The sequence below is a fragment of the Streptomyces sp. NPDC102258 genome (assembly GCF_055584685.1).
In genome coordinates this window covers 1-18,841 of sequence record NZ_JBVJLO010000044.1, presented here as the reverse complement: position 1 = coordinate 18,841, position 18,841 = coordinate 1, and the positions used below count along the sequence as shown (strand labels likewise).

The 18,841-nt window shown below is 67.6% G+C and carries 9 protein-coding genes and 5 pseudogenes; 4 read left to right on the top strand and 10 right to left on the bottom strand.

Features of this window, described 5'->3' with window-relative positions:
- Positions 1-211 precede the first annotated feature (211 nt).
- The 5 genes and pseudogenes from ACZ6ZT_RS34350 to ACZ6ZT_RS34330 form a co-directional block, all read right to left on the bottom strand.
- Positions 212-1,525: a hypothetical protein gene (locus tag ACZ6ZT_RS34350; RefSeq protein ID WP_469724341.1), complete on the bottom strand. Its 1,314-nt coding sequence runs from the start codon at positions 1,523-1,525 to the stop codon at positions 212-214.
- Positions 1,526-1,530: 5 nt separating this feature from the next.
- Positions 1,531-6,285 carry a ricin-type beta-trefoil lectin domain protein gene (locus ACZ6ZT_RS34345; protein WP_469724340.1) on the bottom strand — a complete coding sequence of 1,585 codons (4,755 nt, stop codon included), beginning with the start codon at positions 6,283-6,285 and terminating at the stop codon, positions 1,531-1,533.
- Between the two features lie 1,005 nt (positions 6,286-7,290).
- On the bottom strand, positions 7,291-8,187 hold the full coding sequence (locus ACZ6ZT_RS34340; protein WP_469724338.1) for a ParA family protein: 897 nt from the start codon (positions 8,185-8,187) through the stop codon (positions 7,291-7,293).
- Positions 8,184-8,984, bottom strand: coding sequence for a hypothetical protein (locus ACZ6ZT_RS34335; RefSeq protein WP_469724337.1), 801 nt, complete (start codon positions 8,982-8,984; stop codon positions 8,184-8,186). The genes ACZ6ZT_RS34340 and ACZ6ZT_RS34335 overlap by 4 nt, the downstream gene beginning before the upstream one ends.
- A gap of 42 nt (positions 8,985-9,026) precedes the next feature.
- A pseudogene (locus ACZ6ZT_RS34330) lies at positions 9,027-9,860 on the bottom strand (IS5 family transposase).
- Between the two features lie 150 nt (positions 9,861-10,010).
- On the opposite strand from ACZ6ZT_RS34330, the gene ACZ6ZT_RS34325 reads away from it, so the two are divergent.
- Positions 10,011-10,892, top strand: coding sequence for an alpha/beta fold hydrolase (locus ACZ6ZT_RS34325; protein ID WP_469724336.1), 882 nt, complete (start codon positions 10,011-10,013; stop codon positions 10,890-10,892).
- 85 nt (positions 10,893-10,977) lie between these two features.
- Here the strand turns inward: ACZ6ZT_RS34325 and ACZ6ZT_RS34320 are convergent.
- Positions 10,978-11,856: pseudogene (locus ACZ6ZT_RS34320) on the bottom strand (IS5 family transposase).
- A gap of 59 nt (positions 11,857-11,915) precedes the next feature.
- On the opposite strand from ACZ6ZT_RS34320, the pseudogene ACZ6ZT_RS34315 reads away from it, so the two are divergent.
- Together ACZ6ZT_RS34315 and ACZ6ZT_RS34310 are read left to right on the top strand one after the other, a co-directional pair.
- Positions 11,916-12,299 (top strand): annotated as a pseudogene (locus ACZ6ZT_RS34315) (hypothetical protein); the annotation flags it as partial.
- A 209-nt stretch (positions 12,300-12,508) separates the two neighbouring features.
- Positions 12,509-13,372 (top strand): IS1634 family transposase, encoded by an 864-nt coding sequence (locus ACZ6ZT_RS34310; RefSeq protein ID WP_469724342.1) that lies wholly within the window; start codon positions 12,509-12,511, stop codon positions 13,370-13,372.
- A 33-nt stretch (positions 13,373-13,405) separates the two neighbouring features.
- On the opposite strand, the gene ACZ6ZT_RS34305 is transcribed toward ACZ6ZT_RS34310, so the two are convergent.
- The 3 genes and pseudogenes from ACZ6ZT_RS34305 to ACZ6ZT_RS34295 all read right to left on the bottom strand — a co-directional run bounded on the left by ACZ6ZT_RS34305 (position 13,406) and on the right by ACZ6ZT_RS34295 (position 16,689).
- On the bottom strand, positions 13,406-14,677 hold the full coding sequence (locus ACZ6ZT_RS34305) for an alpha/beta hydrolase family protein (protein ID WP_469724334.1): 1,272 nt from the start codon (positions 14,675-14,677) through the stop codon (positions 13,406-13,408).
- A gap of 92 nt (positions 14,678-14,769) precedes the next feature.
- Positions 14,770-15,577 (bottom strand): annotated as a pseudogene (locus ACZ6ZT_RS34300) (IS5 family transposase).
- 345 nt (positions 15,578-15,922) lie between these two features.
- A pseudogene (locus ACZ6ZT_RS34295) lies at positions 15,923-16,689 on the bottom strand (transposase).
- A 99-nt stretch (positions 16,690-16,788) separates the two neighbouring features.
- Here ACZ6ZT_RS34295 and ACZ6ZT_RS34290 point away from each other — a divergent pair.
- The gene (locus ACZ6ZT_RS34290) at positions 16,789-17,265 is read left to right on the top strand and encodes a hypothetical protein (RefSeq protein WP_469724333.1); all 477 of its coding nucleotides are present in this window, start codon (positions 16,789-16,791) and stop codon (positions 17,263-17,265) included.
- 90 nt (positions 17,266-17,355) lie between these two features.
- Here the strand turns inward: ACZ6ZT_RS34290 and ACZ6ZT_RS34285 are convergent, their stop codons facing one another.
- Positions 17,356-18,498, bottom strand: coding sequence for an SMI1/KNR4 family protein (locus tag ACZ6ZT_RS34285; RefSeq protein ID WP_469724332.1), 1,143 nt, complete (start codon positions 18,496-18,498; stop codon positions 17,356-17,358).
- Positions 18,499-18,841 lie beyond the last annotated feature (343 nt).

Sequence of the window (18,841 nt, the reverse complement as noted above, 5' to 3'; positions counted from 1 at the left end):
TCGAGACTCCCGTTCGACACACACCCCTCAAGATCGGAACGACAACAGCTACTGAGCCTCCCTCATCGGCATGCTCGGCGCAGACGGGCGCCCGTCGGTGCGTAGCGGCTTGCCAGTCGGCAGACCATATCCTCACACAAATAGGACAAAGAAAGGGTGCCCCCCGCTGGCGGGGGGCACCCATGGGTCTACCTTCTGCTGAGGAAAGGCTTTAGCGGTGTTGCACGAGGTGGTCTACCAGCGTGACGTGTTCCTCGCTGTACCCGAACTGCCTGCCGATGGTCTCAAATCGCGCGTACTGCTCCTCGGTAAGCGGCACGGACAGAGCCGACAATGCCTGAAGGAACAGCCGGAATCCGAGGTCCGGGTCCACCCGGGTGACGACCTGCTGCAGAGCGTCCACGATCCGTGTAGACGGAAGGCGACGCCAGTTCGGGCTAAGGGCTTTACCTTCTGCCGCCGGTGCGACCTCTCTCAGGACGCGCAGCACCGACTCCGTCAGATCGGTCGGGGCGGACGGAACGGAAGGGGTGTACGCGGGGGCGACATCGCGCAGACGCTCCCGGCATACCTCCGCGATCTCGCCCAACCACTGCCTACCGTCAACGCCGACATATTCGAGGTCGTACCCCCTCCCGGAGGCGGCCAACCACAAGGTGGTGACCATGTCGGAGGACAGGTCGGACTCGAGCAGTCTGAGCGCGTCCTCCAGCAGCAGGACCGCTTCGGAGCCGGGGGTTCGCTCATAACCGTCAGCCGCCGCTGCGTCCTCCACGATCTCCTGCGGAGTGTGGTTGTGCCACCCCGCCTCGAACCGCCGGGCCAGTTTCGGCAGCCCGAAGTCCCACATGACGCCCTGCCGGCCGCCGCCCACCTGCGGCCAGATCACGTTCAGGCCGTCGTGGACCGTCGCAGCGTGATACCCGAAGTGGTCGCGCAACTCGAAGAAGCGGTCGTAGCGCTCCTTCTCGACGGGCACGGCATACACCTTCAGCACGCGCAGAAAGAGACGCAGGCCGAGGTCGGCGTCGGCGCGTGTCACGACCTCTTCCAGGGAGTTCGCCAGATCCGGCAGGGCGGCGGCATGGTCAAGCTCCGCAGCGAGCCCCCTGATCTCCGCCACCACCGCCCGGCACAGCTCCTCTTCCCGTACCGGCTGCACGGGCGGCGGTGTGTAGGACCGCTTGTTTTGCCTGAGTCGATCCATGGACACCTCCGAGAGCTTCCCCAGCCAGACACGGATGTCCATGCCGTGGCCGGCCGGATCGAAACACCGGCCGACGGCAGCCAGCCACACCGTGTGGAGGACCTGGTCCCGGATCGGTGAGGCCAGTAGTCGACGGGCATCCTCACCCAGTTCGACAGCTTCCTCACCCTCGGACCGATCTGCCAGCTCAGCTGCGGTATCGAGCGCCGCACCCAGGTCGGAACATCGCCCCGGCGCACATAGTTCCTCCGCCAGGCCGGTGAGCCCGAAGTCCCCGATGTACCCAAGCGCGAAGTACGCGTTGCGTTTTTCCGTCATGACGTTCACCCTGTCGGATAGGCGGTCTTGACGACGTATCCACCCCGGCCCTGACCACTGTGGCCCTTGACCTTCATGAGGATCACTGTGACGTTGTTGCCCGCGTCCGTCACCGTCACACCATCGGGGTGGTAGGCCTTCCCCAGGGAGGGGTACGCGTCCCACTTCCCCGTGATCGTCTTGTACTGCTCGCCATCCCTGGCAGTGCTCAGCCACTTCTCGAAGCTCTTCCACTTCGCCGCGTCCAGAACCAGCTCGCCCTTGCTGTTACGCGTGTGGAAGTAGTCCGAGATGACGCGGTCGATGGCCTGTTGGGCGATTTCCTCGCTGGTCCACACCGTATTGGGCACCCCCTTCTTCTTGGCGAGCGCGAAGGCCCTCGCCGCATCCGGGTTGACGTGCTCCTTGAGGGTGTGGATCTCGTCCTCGTACGCCCTGAGGCTCGGGAGCAGCTCATCCCGCAAGTTCATGCAGTTGTGCACCAGTACGTCCGAGGCCCGGGGTCCCTCGGTGCGCACGTAGAAGGTGTGCAGGCCACCGACGGTGAGGTCGTAGACCTGCCGGGAGGCGATATCGGAGTGGTCGCGCACCCCCGTCACCGTACGCAGGTCGCCCTCGGGAGTAAGCAGCCGGTCGCCGGCGCGCAGTTCCGAGGCCAGGACCCAGCCGCGTCGGTCGGTACGGATCTTGTGCCCGGGCGTGGTGTCCAGGCTGCCACCGTCGGCCAGAGCGATGGTCACCAGCTGCTCGGCCGAGTGTTGGAACGTGTCGATGACGGGTTCGGACCGCAGGATGCCTGACTCCGGATCGGCGGCCAGCACTCGGTCTCCCACACGGACCGTGCTGATCGGCCGGCGTGATCCGTCGGCCATGAGCACCTCGGTGCGGGCGGGGAAGCTGTTCGTGATGCACGAGGTGAACATCGCCTCGGCGGCATTGGCTTCGTGCTCGAGCGCCGCCAACACCTGGGGATCCAGGTTCAGTGCCTTCAGCGCCCGAGCCGCATCGGCGATGCCGATGCCGGTCTTCATTGCAGCGTCAAGTGCACGGATTCCGTCAAGCGCTGCTTCGATGGCCTTGCCAGGGATGAACCAGGTCGCAGCCCATGCGCAGCTCGCCCAGCTTCCGCTTTCGCCGCCGGGAGCGACTTTGTGGGCGCATTCGATGAAGTCGCCGAGGATGATCTTTACCGGGTCGATGCCCGCGTTGAACTCAGCCATCGAGAGGACGCGCGTGAACTCGTACTTCTGGTCCTTCAGGGCCTGGGTGCCGAGGTACACCGTGCTTTCGGACGGACACCCCGAGTGGGTGGCCGGCATGTCCTCAGCCGTGCATAGGTAGAGGTCGACGACGGCGTTGTAGTGGATGACTCCCTTGATCACGCAGTCGCCGGTGTGGACGATCGGGTTGCAGTTCTCCTTCTTGAGGATCTCCGGTTCGCCGATCGTCTCCATGTGGTTGAGGACGTAGAAGACGTTCCCGAGGCCGGTCGTGGCGCCGGCCGTGATCTGACCGTTGCTCGCCTTGGTCTCAGCCCGGTCGGCTGCTTCCTGTGCTTCCTTGGCGTACTTGTCGGCGTCCTGGGCCGCCTTCTCGGCTTCGGTCGCGGCAATGGCGGCGCGGTCGGCCGCAGCGCGGGCGGTCTTGGCGTCTTGTTCGGCTTGGGCGGCTGCAGCGCGGGCGGCGGTCGCGTCGAGCGCGGCTTGGTCGGCGGAGTCGCGGGCTGTCTTGGCGTAGCCCTCGGAGCGTCCAGCTGCCTGGTCCGCGGCCACGGCGTCCGCAGCGGCCTGGCCGGCGTATTCGACGCTGCGTGCCAGGGAGGCTGTCGCCAGGGATGCCGACTTCGCGGCGTCGGCCGAGTAGCCGAGGGCTTCCTTGGCGTAGGTGCGGGCGTCGGAGGCGTACCCGGCGGCGGTGGCCGCGTGTTGGTAGGCGGCCTTGGTGTCGTCCTGCGCCTGCTCGGCCAGGGCCTTGGCCGCTGCGGCCTCTTCCTGCGCGTTCTTGGCGTGGGCGTCGGCGATGGCTTTCTGCTGTTCGGCGATGGTCTTCGAAGCCTGCCCGGTTAGTACGACCAGGCTCGCGGCCGAGTCCGTGGTGGCGTAGGGCGATCCGAGCTGAATGGCGTCGTTCGCGGGCTTGGCGACCTGCGCGGCGGCCTTGCCCGCGTCCACTGCGGCCTGGGCGGTCACGTAGGCGTAACCCGCCGCCTTGGCGGCTGCGGTCTTGGCCTTGGCGGCTTCCTGTTTGGCCTTGTCTGCCTGGGATGTGGCTGTCTTGGCCTGCCCGTCCGCCTCGTTGGCCAGTGCGACGGCCGCCCTCGCCTCGGACGCGGCGTGCTGGGAGGCTGTGATCGCGTCCGCGACGGCGCTAGTCGCGGTCCTGACCGCGGCGTCGGCCGCCAGTTTCGCTGCCTGAGCGGCGTCGGCGTCGGAGCGGGCCCGCTTGGCGGCCGCTTCGGCACGGGTGGCTGCCGCGTCTGCGTCCGCGGCCGCCTGTGTCGCCGCGTTGGCCTCGCTCCTCGCCTTGCCGGCTGCCGTCTCGGCGTCGGTCGCGTACTTGTTCGCCTCGTCGGCGGCCGTGCGCGCGGCGGTGGCCTCCGTGCCCGATTCGAGGGAAGCGGCGTAGGCGGCCTTGGCGTCCGCCTTCGCGCGTGCGGCGTCGGCCTTCTGCTCCGCTTCCCAAGCGTCGTCCCGTTTCGTCTTGGCATTGTCCCGGGCCTTGACGGCGCCGTTCCTGCGCTCGACCGCAGCCGCCTCGGCGGCTTCGGCCTTGCCCTTGGCGTCCTTGGCCTTCGTCGCCTGCGCTTCGGCGTTCCTCTTGTGCTCCGCCACCTCTGCCTGCTTGGCGGCGGCGGTCTCCTTCTCCTTCTTCGCCGTGGCCTCTTCCGCCTCGGCCGCGAGCCGCTTGGCGTGGGCGTTGGCCGCCGCCGCCTTCGCGTCGGCCTCCGCCTTCAGCGCGTCGCCGAGCTTGGACTTGGCGGTCTCCGCATCCTTCTTGGCGTTGTCCCGGTGCGTTTTGGCCGCATCCGTGGCCGCCTTGGCCTGCAGTTCGGCCGTGTGGGCCGCTTCCCGGCGGAACTCCGCCTTCGCCTGAGCAGCCTGGGCCAGGGCACGCTGTGCGATGGTCTCGCTGTCCGCGCCGGAGGCACGGGTGGCCGCCTCGGCGGTCTCGCCGGCCTTCACCATCGCGTCCAGAGCGGCTCCCGCACCCTTGGTGACCTGAGCCTTCTGTTGGCCGACCAGCAAACCACGGCCGCGCGGCGCACCGGCTGAGTCGGCGATGGCGTAGGCGGCCTGCTCGGCGGTGTCACTGGTGGTGGCGGCCTTCTTGGCCGCAGCGGCCTGCGCCTTGAGGATCTCGAGCTGCTTCTTCGCCCCGGCCTGGGCGTCCGCGACGGCCTTCTTCGCCTTGTCGAACTCGACCTTGGCCGGAACGGTGCCGGTGCGGGACGGCTTGATGTCGAACTGCTGCGGGCCCGTCCCGTTACAGTCCCACAGCCACGAGTCGTTGCCGTTGTCGTAGGTGTGCAGATCCAGGCACTTGCCGGTGCCGACGTTCTTCAGGCTCGTGGTGGCGCGCAGGTTGTACTCCCAGGTCTGCGCCGGGGAGCTGTTGCACGTCCAGACCTGGATCTTAGTGCCATTGGTCGAGTCGTTGTTCGACACGTCCAGGCACTTGTAATTCCGGTTGCGCAAGTGCAGACCGTGGTCGTCGCCGTAGACCCACCACTGCTGCGCGCCCGTGCCGTTGCACGAGTAGACCTGTACGGGCGTACCGTCAACGGCGCCGCTGTTCTCAACGTCGAGGCACTTGCCGTTGGCGGCGTGCACCTCGATCACGGCAGTGTTGTCGCCGACGGTGCCCGCGCCGCCGGGGGACCAGTAGTCCTGGAAGCGGGCGGCGTGGTCGGCCACCCAGGAGTGCCCCAGCATCTCGCCCAGGGCCTTCGCCCCGGTGGTCAGGGACTGGGTGGCGTCCTTGTTGGCGGCCAGGATCTGGTTCCGCTGCGCCTGCTGGGAGGTGATCTCCTGCTGCCACTCACCGGCCGCCGTGTCGGTGATGCCTGCGAGGACCTCGTTCGGGTCCAGCGGATCGCGCCAGGCACAGGAGGCGAACCTGGACTTCAGGTCCTCGACCGCGATGCGGTACTCCGCAGTCCCCGCCTTAGGCGCCGTACGCGGGAAGCCTCCCGAGGCAAGGAACATGCGGGCGTCGTCAGCGCCCGTGGGCTGCGCTACCGACCCGGACGTCAGGTATTGGAACGCCTCGTGCTCCATGAGCGCGCGCTGCCACTGGTCCGCCGGAGTTGTCTTCGGATCGGGATCGGCGCCGTAGAGCGGAGTGCCCAGATTCTTGACCGCCCCGACGACAGGCCCCGACGCTTTGGGCGTGGAGTCCTGGTAGAAGTCGCCCTCCGAGGTCCAGAACCGGTCGGCGGTCCACTGGATCAAACCGGTCTGAGCGTGGAAGGACTGCTTGCCGTCACCCGGCGAACCCGGGGGCCAGTGAAAGTCGGCATCATTGATCCCCGCCGGCGTCGTCAACCCCTCCAACGGCTTCTGCCACGTATCACGCAGCGAGTTGAGGGCCGTCAAGGCATTGTTCGCCACGTCCCGGTCCTTCTGATACGCGGTGGCAAGCGGGGTCTGCTCCCAGTGCTGGCGGTCGGCCAGCACATGGAGCTTGTCCTGCGGCTGGTTGAGGCCATCCTGAGCGACCTGCGCCATAGCCGGACCGCCCAGCCGCAGCACGTCGGCCATCAGACACTGATCTTGCCGCCACTGCTCGGCAGCAGTGTCGTAAAGCCAGTCCCGAGAGCTGCCGGCGGCGCCGGCGCGGAGCCCGGCGTTCCCAAGCGCCCTGGGCTGCAAGGCAAGGCCGCCCACGACGGCCAGGGCGACGACGGATGTGACCACCGGAGTGAGAAGGGCGGATCTACGCGATCCGGGCGGGAAGAAGACGGGTTTTGTGCGCAAAAGAGCATTCCTTCATGGCGAATGAAGGCAGGCGGGGAGCACACAGGAAGCGTTTGATTCAGCCCGCTGTCGCAAGAGAGCAGCAGGTTGCACCCACCGAAGCAGCAGTCTTGAAAAACCGACGCCGCGGCATGATCAACTAGTCCCCCCGTAGCGACACTGTTCCCCCCGGCCGCCGCTGACGCGTGCGACGGCGCACCGGGTCAGGGCTGCCATCCACGCGATGATCACCTTACCGGCGGTTAACCTGGACATGCCAAGGCAGATTTGAGGCATTGTCGCGCCTCTGCGCGCCGGAAGTGCCTGGCGCACGGTGCCCGGGAGCGCGTCGCGACCCGGCCAGTAGCGCCGATCGACAGCGTCCGAACGTTCCTTCGCCGGCGCTGAAGCCGGTGATGGCCGTTCCCGGGTGGGCGGGGCAGGAACCACCCGATCCTGCGGACCGGTTCCGCGGCTGCTGCCGCCTGCTCGGCGTGCGCTGGTCATCGAAGATGTGGCGGATGGTGGTGAGAGCATCAAGGTCATCGAAGGCAAGAACGAGTGGCAGAACGTACGCCCGGCTCCTGGCCTCCGGACAGGTCACCGCCGGCCTTTCCCCGACGACGGCCGTGCAGGTGACCACCGCGTTGAACCCGTCTGTCGCGCACCGTTCCGGCATCGCGGCCTCAGCGCCGCCGGCTCGGGAGCGGCTGGAAGGGCATCGACGCCGGACGGTGACTGGTGGAAGCAGGAGGACCCGACACCCAGAAGGTGGTCGGGCCCTCGTGCCGTTTCCATTGGAAACGGTGGTCAGGTGCGGTCGGGGAATCCGATGCTGGTCATCAGCTTGCGGTAGTCGACGGCCGGGACCGAGTTGGGCAGGAGGATGGGCAGGGGGCAGCAGTCGTCGTACAGCTTCTTGGCGTCGGCGGAGTACCGGACGTACGGCGTGAGGATGTCGCCGTACAGGGACTCTGCGAGTGCCGTGGCCTTCCTGGCCGAGGCTTCGGTGTAGCTGGCGGTCGGGGTGCCAGTGAGGATCAGGTGGTTGACCGTCGGTCGGCCGGGCACCGAGCGCCGGAGGCGGTTCTTCTCCCGGCCGCGGTCGAGTTCCTCGAACAGCGGGACCAACAGCTTGACGTCCTTCGGATCGGCCCGGACCGACGGGATGACGGAGTCGTCCTCATCGAGCATGCGGATCACGGAGTAGACCATCTTCCCGTAGCTGGCGGGGAAGTCGAGCCAGAAGACGTCGTCCTCGTCTCCGTCGTAGCCGAGCAGGATCTCGGCGAACCAGTCCTGCCGGTCCGCGTCCTCGGCGATGGCGGTGTCCGCGGTGGACATCTCCTTGCAGCTGGGCACGACGCGCAGGCCGGGGATGTAGGCGAAGGCGTCGTCGTCGTAGCCGTCACCGATGCGGTAGCGGGCCGGGAGCGCCACCTCGTCCAGGGTCGCGGTTCCGTGGATGAGGTCGAGGACGGTCTTGCGTCCCTTCATGGCCTCTTCGTCGTAGCCGAGGATCGTGGTCGTGGACCGGTTGGCGTCGAAGTCGAAGACGGTGCCCGGGTATCCACGCAGGGCTGCCTCGGTCGCCATGGAGGTGGCGCTGGTGGTCTTGGTGGATCCGCCGCACTCGAGGATGAAGGCGTAGATCTTGGGGTGGCGCCGCCCCCTGGGGCGGAAGCGGGGGTCGACGGTGCGCGTCACGCGTTCTCTCCTGTGGTGTCGGAGCCCAGTTCCTTCTTCTCCCACGCGGTCTCCGGGGCGTACTGCGCGTGTTCCTGGAGGAGGCGGAGGTAGCCGGTCTCTCGGCTGCCCCAGGCGTGCCGACGGGCGGCGGTGCGGAGCTCGGCGGCGGCAAGGGCGCTCGCGAACGCGGCGAGCCGCTGGAGTTCGGTGTCGCCCGAGTCCTGGACGGCGTTGAAGTAGCTGCCGGCGTTCTGGTCGTCGATGCCGTGGCGTTCGGCTCGGCGGAGCCAGACCAGGGCTCGCTGCTGCGCGGCGGACTGCTGCTGCGGAGCGAGCAAGGCGCCGGTCATGGCCTTGAGGAGGAGGTCGCTGTCGGCGGTGTCGCCGACGTCGACGGTCTCCACCAGGAGCTGGCAGGCGGCGTCCCGGGCTGCGGCGGCCGTGCTACGGTCCCGCTCGTACTGGTCGGCCGACGGCTTGGTCTGCTCCTGCTTTAGCGTCGCGCGGGGCTTGGGGGCGTTTCCAGTGTTGGAAACGGCCGCCGGCTGCGGCGCGGTGCCGTTTCCAGCGGAAACGGTCTCCTCACCACTGGCCGTTTCGGAGTCGGGTGCATCGTCGGCCTGCCGCTGCCGCGCGAGGATCTGGGCCTGCGCCTCCAGCGGGCGCATGCCGCCCTGGACCAGGACCACTGCCTCCCGCTGGTCCTCGGCGCTCATCTTCTGGAGCTTCTCCGCGGTGCTGACCGCCAGCGCGCCGTCCCGGAGTGCTCCTTGGACCTCCGGCTCCAGGGCGAGCAGCTGCACGCGCTTCCACACGGTGCCCTTGGAGATGGCGCCCTAGGAGTTGTCGTCAAAGTGTTACGCCCACATCAGGAGCGATGCGAGGGTGACCGCTGCTTGGTAGGACTGGGCGGTCTTGTCGTAGCGGGTGGCGATGCCGCGCCACTGCTTAAGTCGGTTGAAGCACCGTTCCACGACGTTGCGGCGTTTGTAGACCTCGCGGTCGAAGGCGGGCGGGCGGGCGGCCACCGAGGTGGCCGCGCCGGGCCCGGTTGGCAATCTGGTCTTTCCGTTCCGGGATGGTGTGGCTGATGCCGCGGCGCCGCAGCCAGGTCCGGATCGCCTTCGAGCTGTAGCCCTTGTCACCGAGGACGTGATCGGGCCTGGTTCTGGGGCGGCCCGGTCCGATCCGGGGCACGCGAATCGCGTCCATCACGGCGGTGAACTGAGTGCAGTCGTTGGTGTTCCCGCCGGTCAGGGCGAAGGCGAGCGGTCGGCCGGAGCCGTCGCAGGCCAGGTGGATCTTGCTGGTCAGCCCGCCGCGGGACCGGCCGATGGCCGGGCTCTGGAGCCCCCTTTTCGGGCCCCGGCCGCATGCTGGTGGGCGCGGACAACGGTGGAGTCCACCGAAACCAGCCACTCGATATCGCCTGCCTCGTCCGCTTGCGCCTGCGCGGCCCGGAGCATCCGCTCGAAAGTTCCGTCCGACGCCCACCTGCGGAAACGCGTGTGGAGGCTGGCCCACGAGCCGTACCGCTCAGGCACGTCCCGCCAGGCGACCCCGGTCCGGAACTTCCACACGATCCCGTTCAGGACTGTCCGGTCGTCCAGCCGCGGCCGCCCGCGCAAGGGCTTGGGCAGCAACGGCTGCACAAGTTCCCACTCGACATCGGACAGTTCATGGCGACGTATCACGACACCATGATCCACCACTCAAGATCACTTTGACGACAGGCCCTAGGGCCTGTCCGACGGATCATGGGCAGAAGCCAGGAAAGTATGTGCAGGTCACCGGACGATATTCTGGGTGCGCTCCGTGGATGACTATGACAGTCTCCGTGCATGTCGATCGTTGACGTGTCCCCTGAGGTGTCTATCGCGTACGGGAGTTTCGGCGACCCTGGAGACCCGCCAGTCCTGCTGGTGATGGGTTTCGGCGCGCAGATGCTCGCCTGGCACGAGGACTTTTGCCGAGCACTGGCAGACCGCGGCCGTTACGTGATCCGGTACGACAACCGGGACTGCGGGCTGTCCGCCAAGTTCGACGATCATCCTGTGGACATGGGCAAGTTCATCGCCGCCGTCAGCTCGGGAGACATTCCCGCCGCCCTCGCCATGGTTCCCTATCGGCTTCTCGACATGGCGGGTGACGGCCTCGGCCTGCTCACCGCGCTCGGTATCGAACGCGCCCACGTGGTCGGTGCCTCGATGGGAGGGATGATCGCCCAGGTGATGGCCCTCTCCTGCCCGGAGCGGGTGCTGACCTTGACGTCGATGATGTCCTCGACCGGCGAGAGCGAATACGGCCAGTCCAGCCCGGAGGCCCAGGCGGTGCTGTTCAGTCCCAAGCCCGCGGACCGCGAGGGATACGTTGCGGCGGCGGAGCGGGAACTGGTGTGGGCCTCCAAGCGATACGGCGACGCCTCGGTGCTGCGTGAGCTGGCCGCCGCGAGCTACGACCGCGCCTACTACCCCGAGGGGATCGGGCGGCAGCTCGGCGCGATGATCCTCAGCGGTTCACGTGCGGATGCACTGCGTGAGCTGCGGGTGCCGACGCTGGTGATCCACGGCCTGGACGACACGCTGATCGACCCCAGCGGCGGGAAACGCACCGCGGAGCTGGTTCCCGGCGCCCAACTCCTGCTGGTCCCCGACATGGGCCACGATCGCCCGCGTGAACTCTGGCCCGAGCTCATCGGTGCCGTGGTGACCCATACCGGTTGAGCAAGCATGGCCAGAGCAGCATTGAGGGGAGATGCGGCTGCTCCGGTACTGGTGCCGGCCTCGAGTACGCCAGGTCTGTCCCAGATCATGGGCGCAGCCAGAGTCGAATCGAGGCGATGATGATGGTGCCGTGGAAGATGTAGGCACGCTTGTCGTACCTCGTGGCCACGGCCCTGCAGGTCTTGAGCGCATTGATCGTTCGCTCGACTTCGTTCCTCCTTTTGTAGATCGTCTTGTCGAAGCCCGCAGGCCGGCCGCCCCTGCTGCCGTGGCTCTGGCGGTTGGCCCGCTGGTTCTTCGGTTCGGGGATCGTGTGCTTGATCTGGCGTCGTCGCAGGTATCGGCGATTGCGGCGCGAGGAGTACGCCTTGTCACCGCCGAGACGTCCGGTCGGGTGCGCGGACGTCCGCCGCCGAGACGGGCGACTCGGACACGTTCCATGATGGGGATGAACTGTGGGGCGTCGCCCCACTGGCCTGGCGTGATCAGCAGGGCCAGCGGGCGGCGTCCGCCTTCCCCAACGAGGTGGATCTTGCAGGTGAGGCCGCCCCGAGAGCGTCCGAGCCCCTCGTCGGAGCGGTGCTGCCGGGGCGTTGATCTTTTCCCGGCACCCGCGGGCGTCGCTTGCGGGCGCCGGCAGCGTGCTGGTGAGCCCGGCAGGAGGTGGAGTCCACGCTCACCATCGACCAGTCGATACGGCCCTCCGCGTCGGCGTCAGCCAGGACAGCGGCGAAGAGCCTGTCCCACGTGCCGTCCGCCGACCAGCGTCTGTGTCTCTCATACACGGTCTTCCACTTGCCGAAACGCGCAGGCAGATCCCGCCAGGGCACCCCCGTGCGATTCGGTACAAGATCCCGTTGATGACCCTCCGATGGCTCACCCAACGACCGCCCCGCTTAGCGGACTTCGGTAGATGCGGCTTCAGCCGGGCCCATTCCTCGTTCGACAGATCTCCCCGCCTCACGGACAGGCCAACGAGCCAGGCCCGCGAAGGTCACATGATCCGTTGGACAGGCCCTAGTCGCCAACCGGCTGTCCTCGACCACGTCGATGGTCCGAGTCGGCGACTGGGCGAAGAAGTGGGCGGTGGAGGAGGTCTTCGGCACGGCCCCGGAATCGTTGAACGACGACCGGCTTGCCCGCGCGCTGGACGCCATCGCCCCGCACCTGGACGAGATCACCGGCTCCATCGGCGCGCAGGCCATCGCGGAGTTCGGGATCGACATCGCCCAAATTCACTGGGACATGACGTCGATATCGATGTTCGGTGCCTACGACGACCAGGAGGACGGGTTCGCGCAGGTCAAGTACGGTCACCCCAAGGACCGGCGGGTGGGCCTGAAGCAGATCCAAGCCGGGCTGGCCGTCACCCGCGACGGCGGGATCCCGGTCTTCCATCGGGCTTAGGACGGCGGTGCGGGCGAGGTCGCCCCGGTCGTCGGCGCGATGAAGGCCCTGCGGAAGATCGCGGAGCGCAAGGACTTCCTGCTCGTCGCGGACTCCAAACTCGTGTCCTACCCGAACATCACCGCGCTGCTGGACGCGAAGGTCGACTTCGTCGCCCCGTTGCCGGCCGCCCAGGTCAAAGCGGAGGTCTACGCCGCCCTGGACGTGGAATCCGCCCAACTGGTCGACTACGTGGCGACCGCGACCGCGAGCGGAACACCCCCGCCGACCAGCGGGAGTCCTACCGGGTCCTGGAGGACGTCCATCTCATGGCCGGCCCGCGCAAACGCGACCCGGCCCACCGCCTGCGCCGGATCCTGGTCCACTCCACCGGCAACGCCAAAGGTCAGCAGGCCGCCCGCGCCAAACGCCTGGCCAAGGCGGCCGAAGACCTGGAGAAGCTGCACCGCTCCGCCGGCGGCCGCTACTACAACACCGCGGCGAAGGTCGAGGCCCGGATCGGCGTGATCGCCAGGACCCGGCGGGTCGCCAGCTGCCTGCGCACCACCGTAACCACCGACCCCGACGGGCGCCCCTCCCTGACCTGGCACTTCGACCAGGACCTCCTGAACGCCGAAAGGGCCGCCGACGGCTGGTACGTCCTGGTCACCCGGCTCACCCCGCAGCAGGCCGACGCCGCGGAGGTCCTGCGGCGCTACAAGGGGCAAGGAGTGGTCGAGCGCCGCTACAGCGACTTCAAAGGCCCCCTGACCGTCGCGCCGCTCTTCCTGGAGCACAACCGCCGCATCACGGCCCTGATCACCGTCATCTGCCTGGCCCTGCTGGTGTTCTGCCTGATCGAACGCCAAGTACGCCAGGCCCTGGGCCCCGAGCAGACCATGCATGGCCTCTACCCTGACAACCGCAAGGTCCGCCCCACCGGACGCATGATCCTCTACCACCTCGACGGCCTCATGCTCCGCCCTGGCACCGCCACCAGCCCACCCGTCATCCTCATCAGCCGAGGAGTCGAAGCACACCTGCTCGAACTCCTCGGCATCGACGAAACCAGACCCCGCTGGCTGGAGAGCTGAACCCTCATGTGCTAGGTCATCGGCTAAGGGTGATCAGCCCACGAACTCCATCGCCGGGTACTCGGGTGACGGTCCGTCCATCAGTCGGCCGCATCGCCCGCGCAGCCAGTGGTCGAAGAAGGCGGACACGTAGCCCTCATTGGTGCGGATCGCCGTGGTCGGGTCGATCGTGCCGATGTTGTTCGTCCGCGTGGCCGACGGCAGGTCCAGCTGGGAGAGCAGTGCTTCCGCGTCCGTGAACGACGCGTGCCCCGAACCGCGCAGCTTGAGCTGGCGGGTCCATCCTGGCGTGTGGGCGCGGAACGCCTGCCAGCCGGGGCCGGTGTCTGTATCTTTGTCGTCCTCGCCCAGCAGCAGGAACGGCCGGTCGAGCCCATGCTCGGCCACCGGCATGAGGGTTTTGTCGAAGTTGGTCAGGTTGCCGTCCATGTTGATGCCGGCGCTGATCCGCGGGTCGGCGTCCATGGCCATGGCCGCGGCCGTGCCGCCCAGCGAGTGGCCGAACATGCCCACCTCGGACAGGTCCAGCGCGCCGGCGAGGCCGTTCGGCAGCCGCTGGCCGTCCACGTCGGGGTTCTGACCGGCGTTCAGCAGGCCCAGCTGGTCCAGCACGAATCCGGTGTCGGTGACCCGGACGGCGAGGGACTTCTTGATGAACGCATCCGGGTCGTTCGGCAGGGCCATCGTGGCCAGCGAACCGTCTGGGAACTGGACTTCCGGGGATTCGTAGGTGTTGTCGACGGTGACCACGACATAGCCTCGGCTGGCCAGGTCCGTTACCAGCGTGGTGCCCCAGGTCCGGGGTTCGCCGAGCCCCGGGGAGTAGATCAGCACCGGCAGCTTCCCGCCTCGGTCGGCGACCGGAGCGCCCTGCACCGCGTGCGTGACGGTGGATGCCCAGTCGATCTGCCCGGTCGACAGGCCCATCCCGAGGTAGCCGTCGGCGGTCACCGAGTCGAAGTGCGCGGCCGCGCCAGGCAGCATGTAGGGCGCGGCAGGGTGACCGGCCGCATGGGTTGTGGGGTAGTACACGCTGACCATCAGCTCGCGGTTGCTCTTGTCGCTCTGCCACGGGTCGGGCCGGGAGCGGTCGACCAGGTGCAGTGCCACCTCGCCGACCTGGTACCTGCCGGTCGGGGCGGGCAGACTCAGCCGAGCCGGGTGCGCGGCTGGCGCGGATGCCGGGGCCGCCTCGGCGGGAAGAGCGGCGGTCAGGGTGCTGAGCGCGATGACCGCGCAGGCGGCCACGGTCCGCAGGACGCGACGGCGGTTGGTGCGCTGCTTGATCGACTGATTTTTCGTCATATCGCTTATGCTGCAAGGCTAGGATGGGCTCGCACCATCGGGATGATCCCCGAGCTTTCGGTCAGGGGTATCCCTAAGAGCTCGTAACACGATCATGATCGGTGCTTCTTGAGGCGTCGCCAGCAGATGAGGCTGCAGGCAAGGGATATGAACGCATCGTGGAGCTCGGTGCGGCGTTCCCAGCGGACGGCGAGTCGTTTGAACTGGTGGAGCAGGGCGAAGGTCTGCTCGACGACGTAGCGGAGCTTGCTCATGCCCTTGATGTTCGGGGCTCCTTTGCGGGAGATGACGGGCAGGATCCGGCGTTTGCGCAGCTCATCGCGGTTGGGGGTTGGAGTCGTAACCCTTGTCTCCGAGCAGGGCCTCGGGACGGCGGCGGGGCCGGCCGGGACGGCCTGCCACCGATGGGATGCCGTCGACCAGGGCGAGGGTCTGGGGGACGTCGTTGACGTTCGCCGCAGTTGTGACGCCTTTCAGCGGAGTGCCGCGTCCGTCGCAGATCAGATGGTGTTTGCTGCCCGTCTTCCGCCGGTCGACCGGCGACGGACCGGTGTCGGCTCCCCCTGCTTCGCGCGGATGTGGGAACCATCCACGCAGGCCCTTGACCAGTCGAGGCGGCCGGCCGCGTTCAGCTCGGAGAGGAGGAGTCGGTGCAGTTGGTCGAAGACCTCGGCCTGCTGCCACCGCTCCAGGCGCGCCAGCAGGTCTGACCGGAGCCGAATCCCAGCTCAGGGGCAGGTGTTGCCAGGCGATGTCGTTGCAGAGCACGTACAAGATGCCTTGCAGACACAGCCGGTCAGCTACCGGCCGCGGCCCTGGTGACCTCGCCGGCCAGGGCGGCAGCAGCGGCTCGATACGTGCCCATAACTCGTCGTCCAGGATCCATGGCCGATTACTCACGCCACCACGAACGGCCGAATCGTCACACCGGTCACGGTCGACCAGCACATCTCATCAAGATCCTGTTACGAGCTCTAATGGTCTGCTACCCCATCCTCCGCAGGTAGCTCGTGTGCGGGGCGGCAACCGCGATAGATGACCGAAGCATGCGCCAGCCGCCACCACTTCAGGGATCGCCCGTTGGGCAAGGCGTCTCCGATGTTGACCAGTGCCGAACGGTTCAACATCGCCTGCCACAAGCCCCGCGAAGCGATTCCCCCATGCGCGAAGTCGCCGCCTAAGGGCTGTCCCGTAAATGATCTCCCGTGGGCTCGGGCATGGTGGTCTGCTGGATGGTTTGCTGGTCTATCCGGCGAGTGCGAGGTTGTGCATCCGTGCGATACCGAGCATGGCGTAATGGACGCCGTCGCCTTTGAGACGGCAGTCGCGGAGGATCTTCCAGGTCTTCATGCGGGCGAAGACGTGCTCGACGCGGGCGCGGACCTGTTTGTGGGACTTGTTGTGGGCCTGCTTCCAGCCGGGTAGCTCCTCGCCTTTGCGGCGCCGGTGGGGCATCAAGAGCCCGGTGCCCGGGTAGCCGCCGTCGGCGATGGTCATGGTCGTGCCGACGGCGGCCTTCGCGCCGGACTCCTCCCATGCCTTGCAGTCGTTGCGGTTGCCGGGCAGGGGCCTGCCGACCACTACGACGAGGCAGGTGTCGGCGTCGATGACGACCTGGTGGTTGGTGGAGTACCGGTAGTTCTTCGACTGCTCGGCCACGGCGTGGTCGCGGGTGGGCACCAGGGTGCCGTCCACGATCAGCACGGTGTCCTTGGCGAACCGTTTGCGGGTTGGAGCGCGAGCATCGGCCCGAGGTGATCGATGATCCGGTCCGCCGTCGACTTGGACACCCCGAACAGCGGGGCGAGCTGCCGCATGGTCAGGTTCGTGCGCCAGTAGGCCGCGACCAACAGGGCCCGGTCCTCCAGCGGAAGACTCCATGGCCGGCCCCTGCGGACCGAGTCCGCCCCCTCGCGCCGCAGCACCGTCACCAGCTTCCCGAACTGCCGCGGGCTCAGCCCGGTGAACGGGGATATCCAGGACGGCTCCGACGCCGTGATCACACCAGCCACAGCGAGATCGTCTCTTCTTGATCACCAGCGGATCCCACCAGCCTCTGGCGGGACATATCTCGTTCGTCCGCACGGATCCGGCGTGAGAGCCTCACGCCCGTGGCTACTGAAACCGAGGTGGGAGAGTTGTTGAACCAGCGCGGCTGGCGGACGGCATTCACCGTCGCTGAAAGGGTGAACGCGTGGGCCGCCCTGGTCAGCTCCATCGAGCGCGGCTACGGCGACGACATCTACGAGTACACCAACGACCTGTCCTGCCGAAACTGGCTGCACGAGGCGTGGCTCCTGCTGGACGAACACATCGTCCAGCTCTGGACCCCTCAGATCAAAGCCCTGGACGGCCAGTACAAGGCCGCGACCGTCGACGACGACGGCCAAGCACTTGACCAGTTCCACAAGCTGCCCGGCCCCGACCTGTGGTGGTGGCGGCGACATCCCCGCATCCTCACCAAAGACCTCGGGCGTTCGCTTCGCTCGGCCGGCGCCATCGGCACCGACCCGGACGCAGTATGCCCCTCAGCCTCCTGGGATTACGGGACAGCCCTTACCCAATCAACCTGCACACCCGCACTCTGACCTGCCAATACCCCAGGTCACAGCCCTGACGACTGCGCAGATTCACTGACCGGCGACAGCCGATGTCGCGAGCCCTGAATCTGATCGGGTTCAGGAGTGCACTCTCTCCACGGGATGCCGACCCGGCTCCCACTGAGGCAACCAGTCGGTGGCGAGCACACCGGCGAGAGCTCCGCTGAACCACTCGGTGAAGCCGAGCCCGGTGTCGTGCCAGTCGCCCCAACCCCGGCGGAACGCCGAAACGGTCCAGGTACCGTCCGCCTGCGGAACCAAGAAGAGTCGGTCGCCCTCAATCGTGTGACCCCAAAGCAGCGCCCCTCCCCGCGAAGGCAGGACAGGACAGGGCACAGAGGGAGAGCCCTCCAGTCGGCTGCTCCAGTCCTCCCCGTACGGACGCAGGTCCGCGGCGCCGCAGAAGTACACGTAGTCGGAGATCATGACGTCGCCGTACAGGGCGGCTACGGACACGTAGTCCGCCGGAAGGACGACTCCCCAGTCACGGGCGACCGCCTCGATCACAGCGACGCCGTCATCCGCCGGCCCAACGGGAGGTCCCAGCAGCTCGGCCAGGCTCCACCCAGCCCGCGCCGCAAGGGCCGCCTCCCTCCCCGGGACGGGTGCGGGCGTCAGCGGCTCGCCGTTCAGGTCGGTGTCGTCCTCGAAGGACCACCACAGTTCGCCGTCGCGCGTCAGGTAGGGAACGCAGCCATCGACCATGCCGCCGTGCTCCAATACGTCGGCCACCTCCGCCAGGTATACGGCGAGCGACGGCCAGCCCTCGCCGAAGTGGCCGGTGCCGTCGTGGGACGCGGTGCCCAGCCGCCCCTTCTCCGGACCCTCACGCATGTCGATCACCTGCGCGTCCCCGTCACCGTGGGCCCAGGGGATCCACCGAACGTGCCACCAAGGCTCGTCCGAAGGCCCCGAGGCTTCGCGGAGGTCGTTGTCTTCCCCCGCGATCTCCTCACACATCCGCCAGTGATCCACGATCAGCTCGATCGGCTGGGGCGGCTCACCTGGAAAGAGGTTGCCCCACTTCAGCAGACCATCGTGGCAGAGCAGAGAGTCGACCAGGTCGGCCGGAAAGCGCAGCCCCATCTCCGCCTGCGCCGCCTCAATCCGGCCGGGGGCCGCGGCCGGTGCGAGAAGCGCGTACGAGGCAGGGGCATACACGCGCAGCCAAGCTTCTATACGGTCCCACGACAAACGGACCGACGGCACAAGGGAACTCATGACACCGAGCATGCCCCATACCTCCGACAACGACCTTCCCGGGGCACCCACCCTCAGCGGGCAAAGATCGAACCGGTCACCCTCGTGCGCCTACACAAGCATCAACCAGCCTCCGCTGGAAAGCGACACCGGCCTTCACAAACAGAACGACATCCACGGCGCTACCCACCCCAACCACCAGCAAAACGCGGCTCTCCTACGGGTCCCACCGGTTCCCCGGTAGGTCCGGCAGACGTCCGCCATGGCCGCCCCCGAAACCCCCGCCAGACCGCAGCCCGTCCCGGTCTGAGAGGTTGTTGTCTTTCCGGACTTGAGGGCGGCGTTTTCGCTGGTCAGGAGTAGG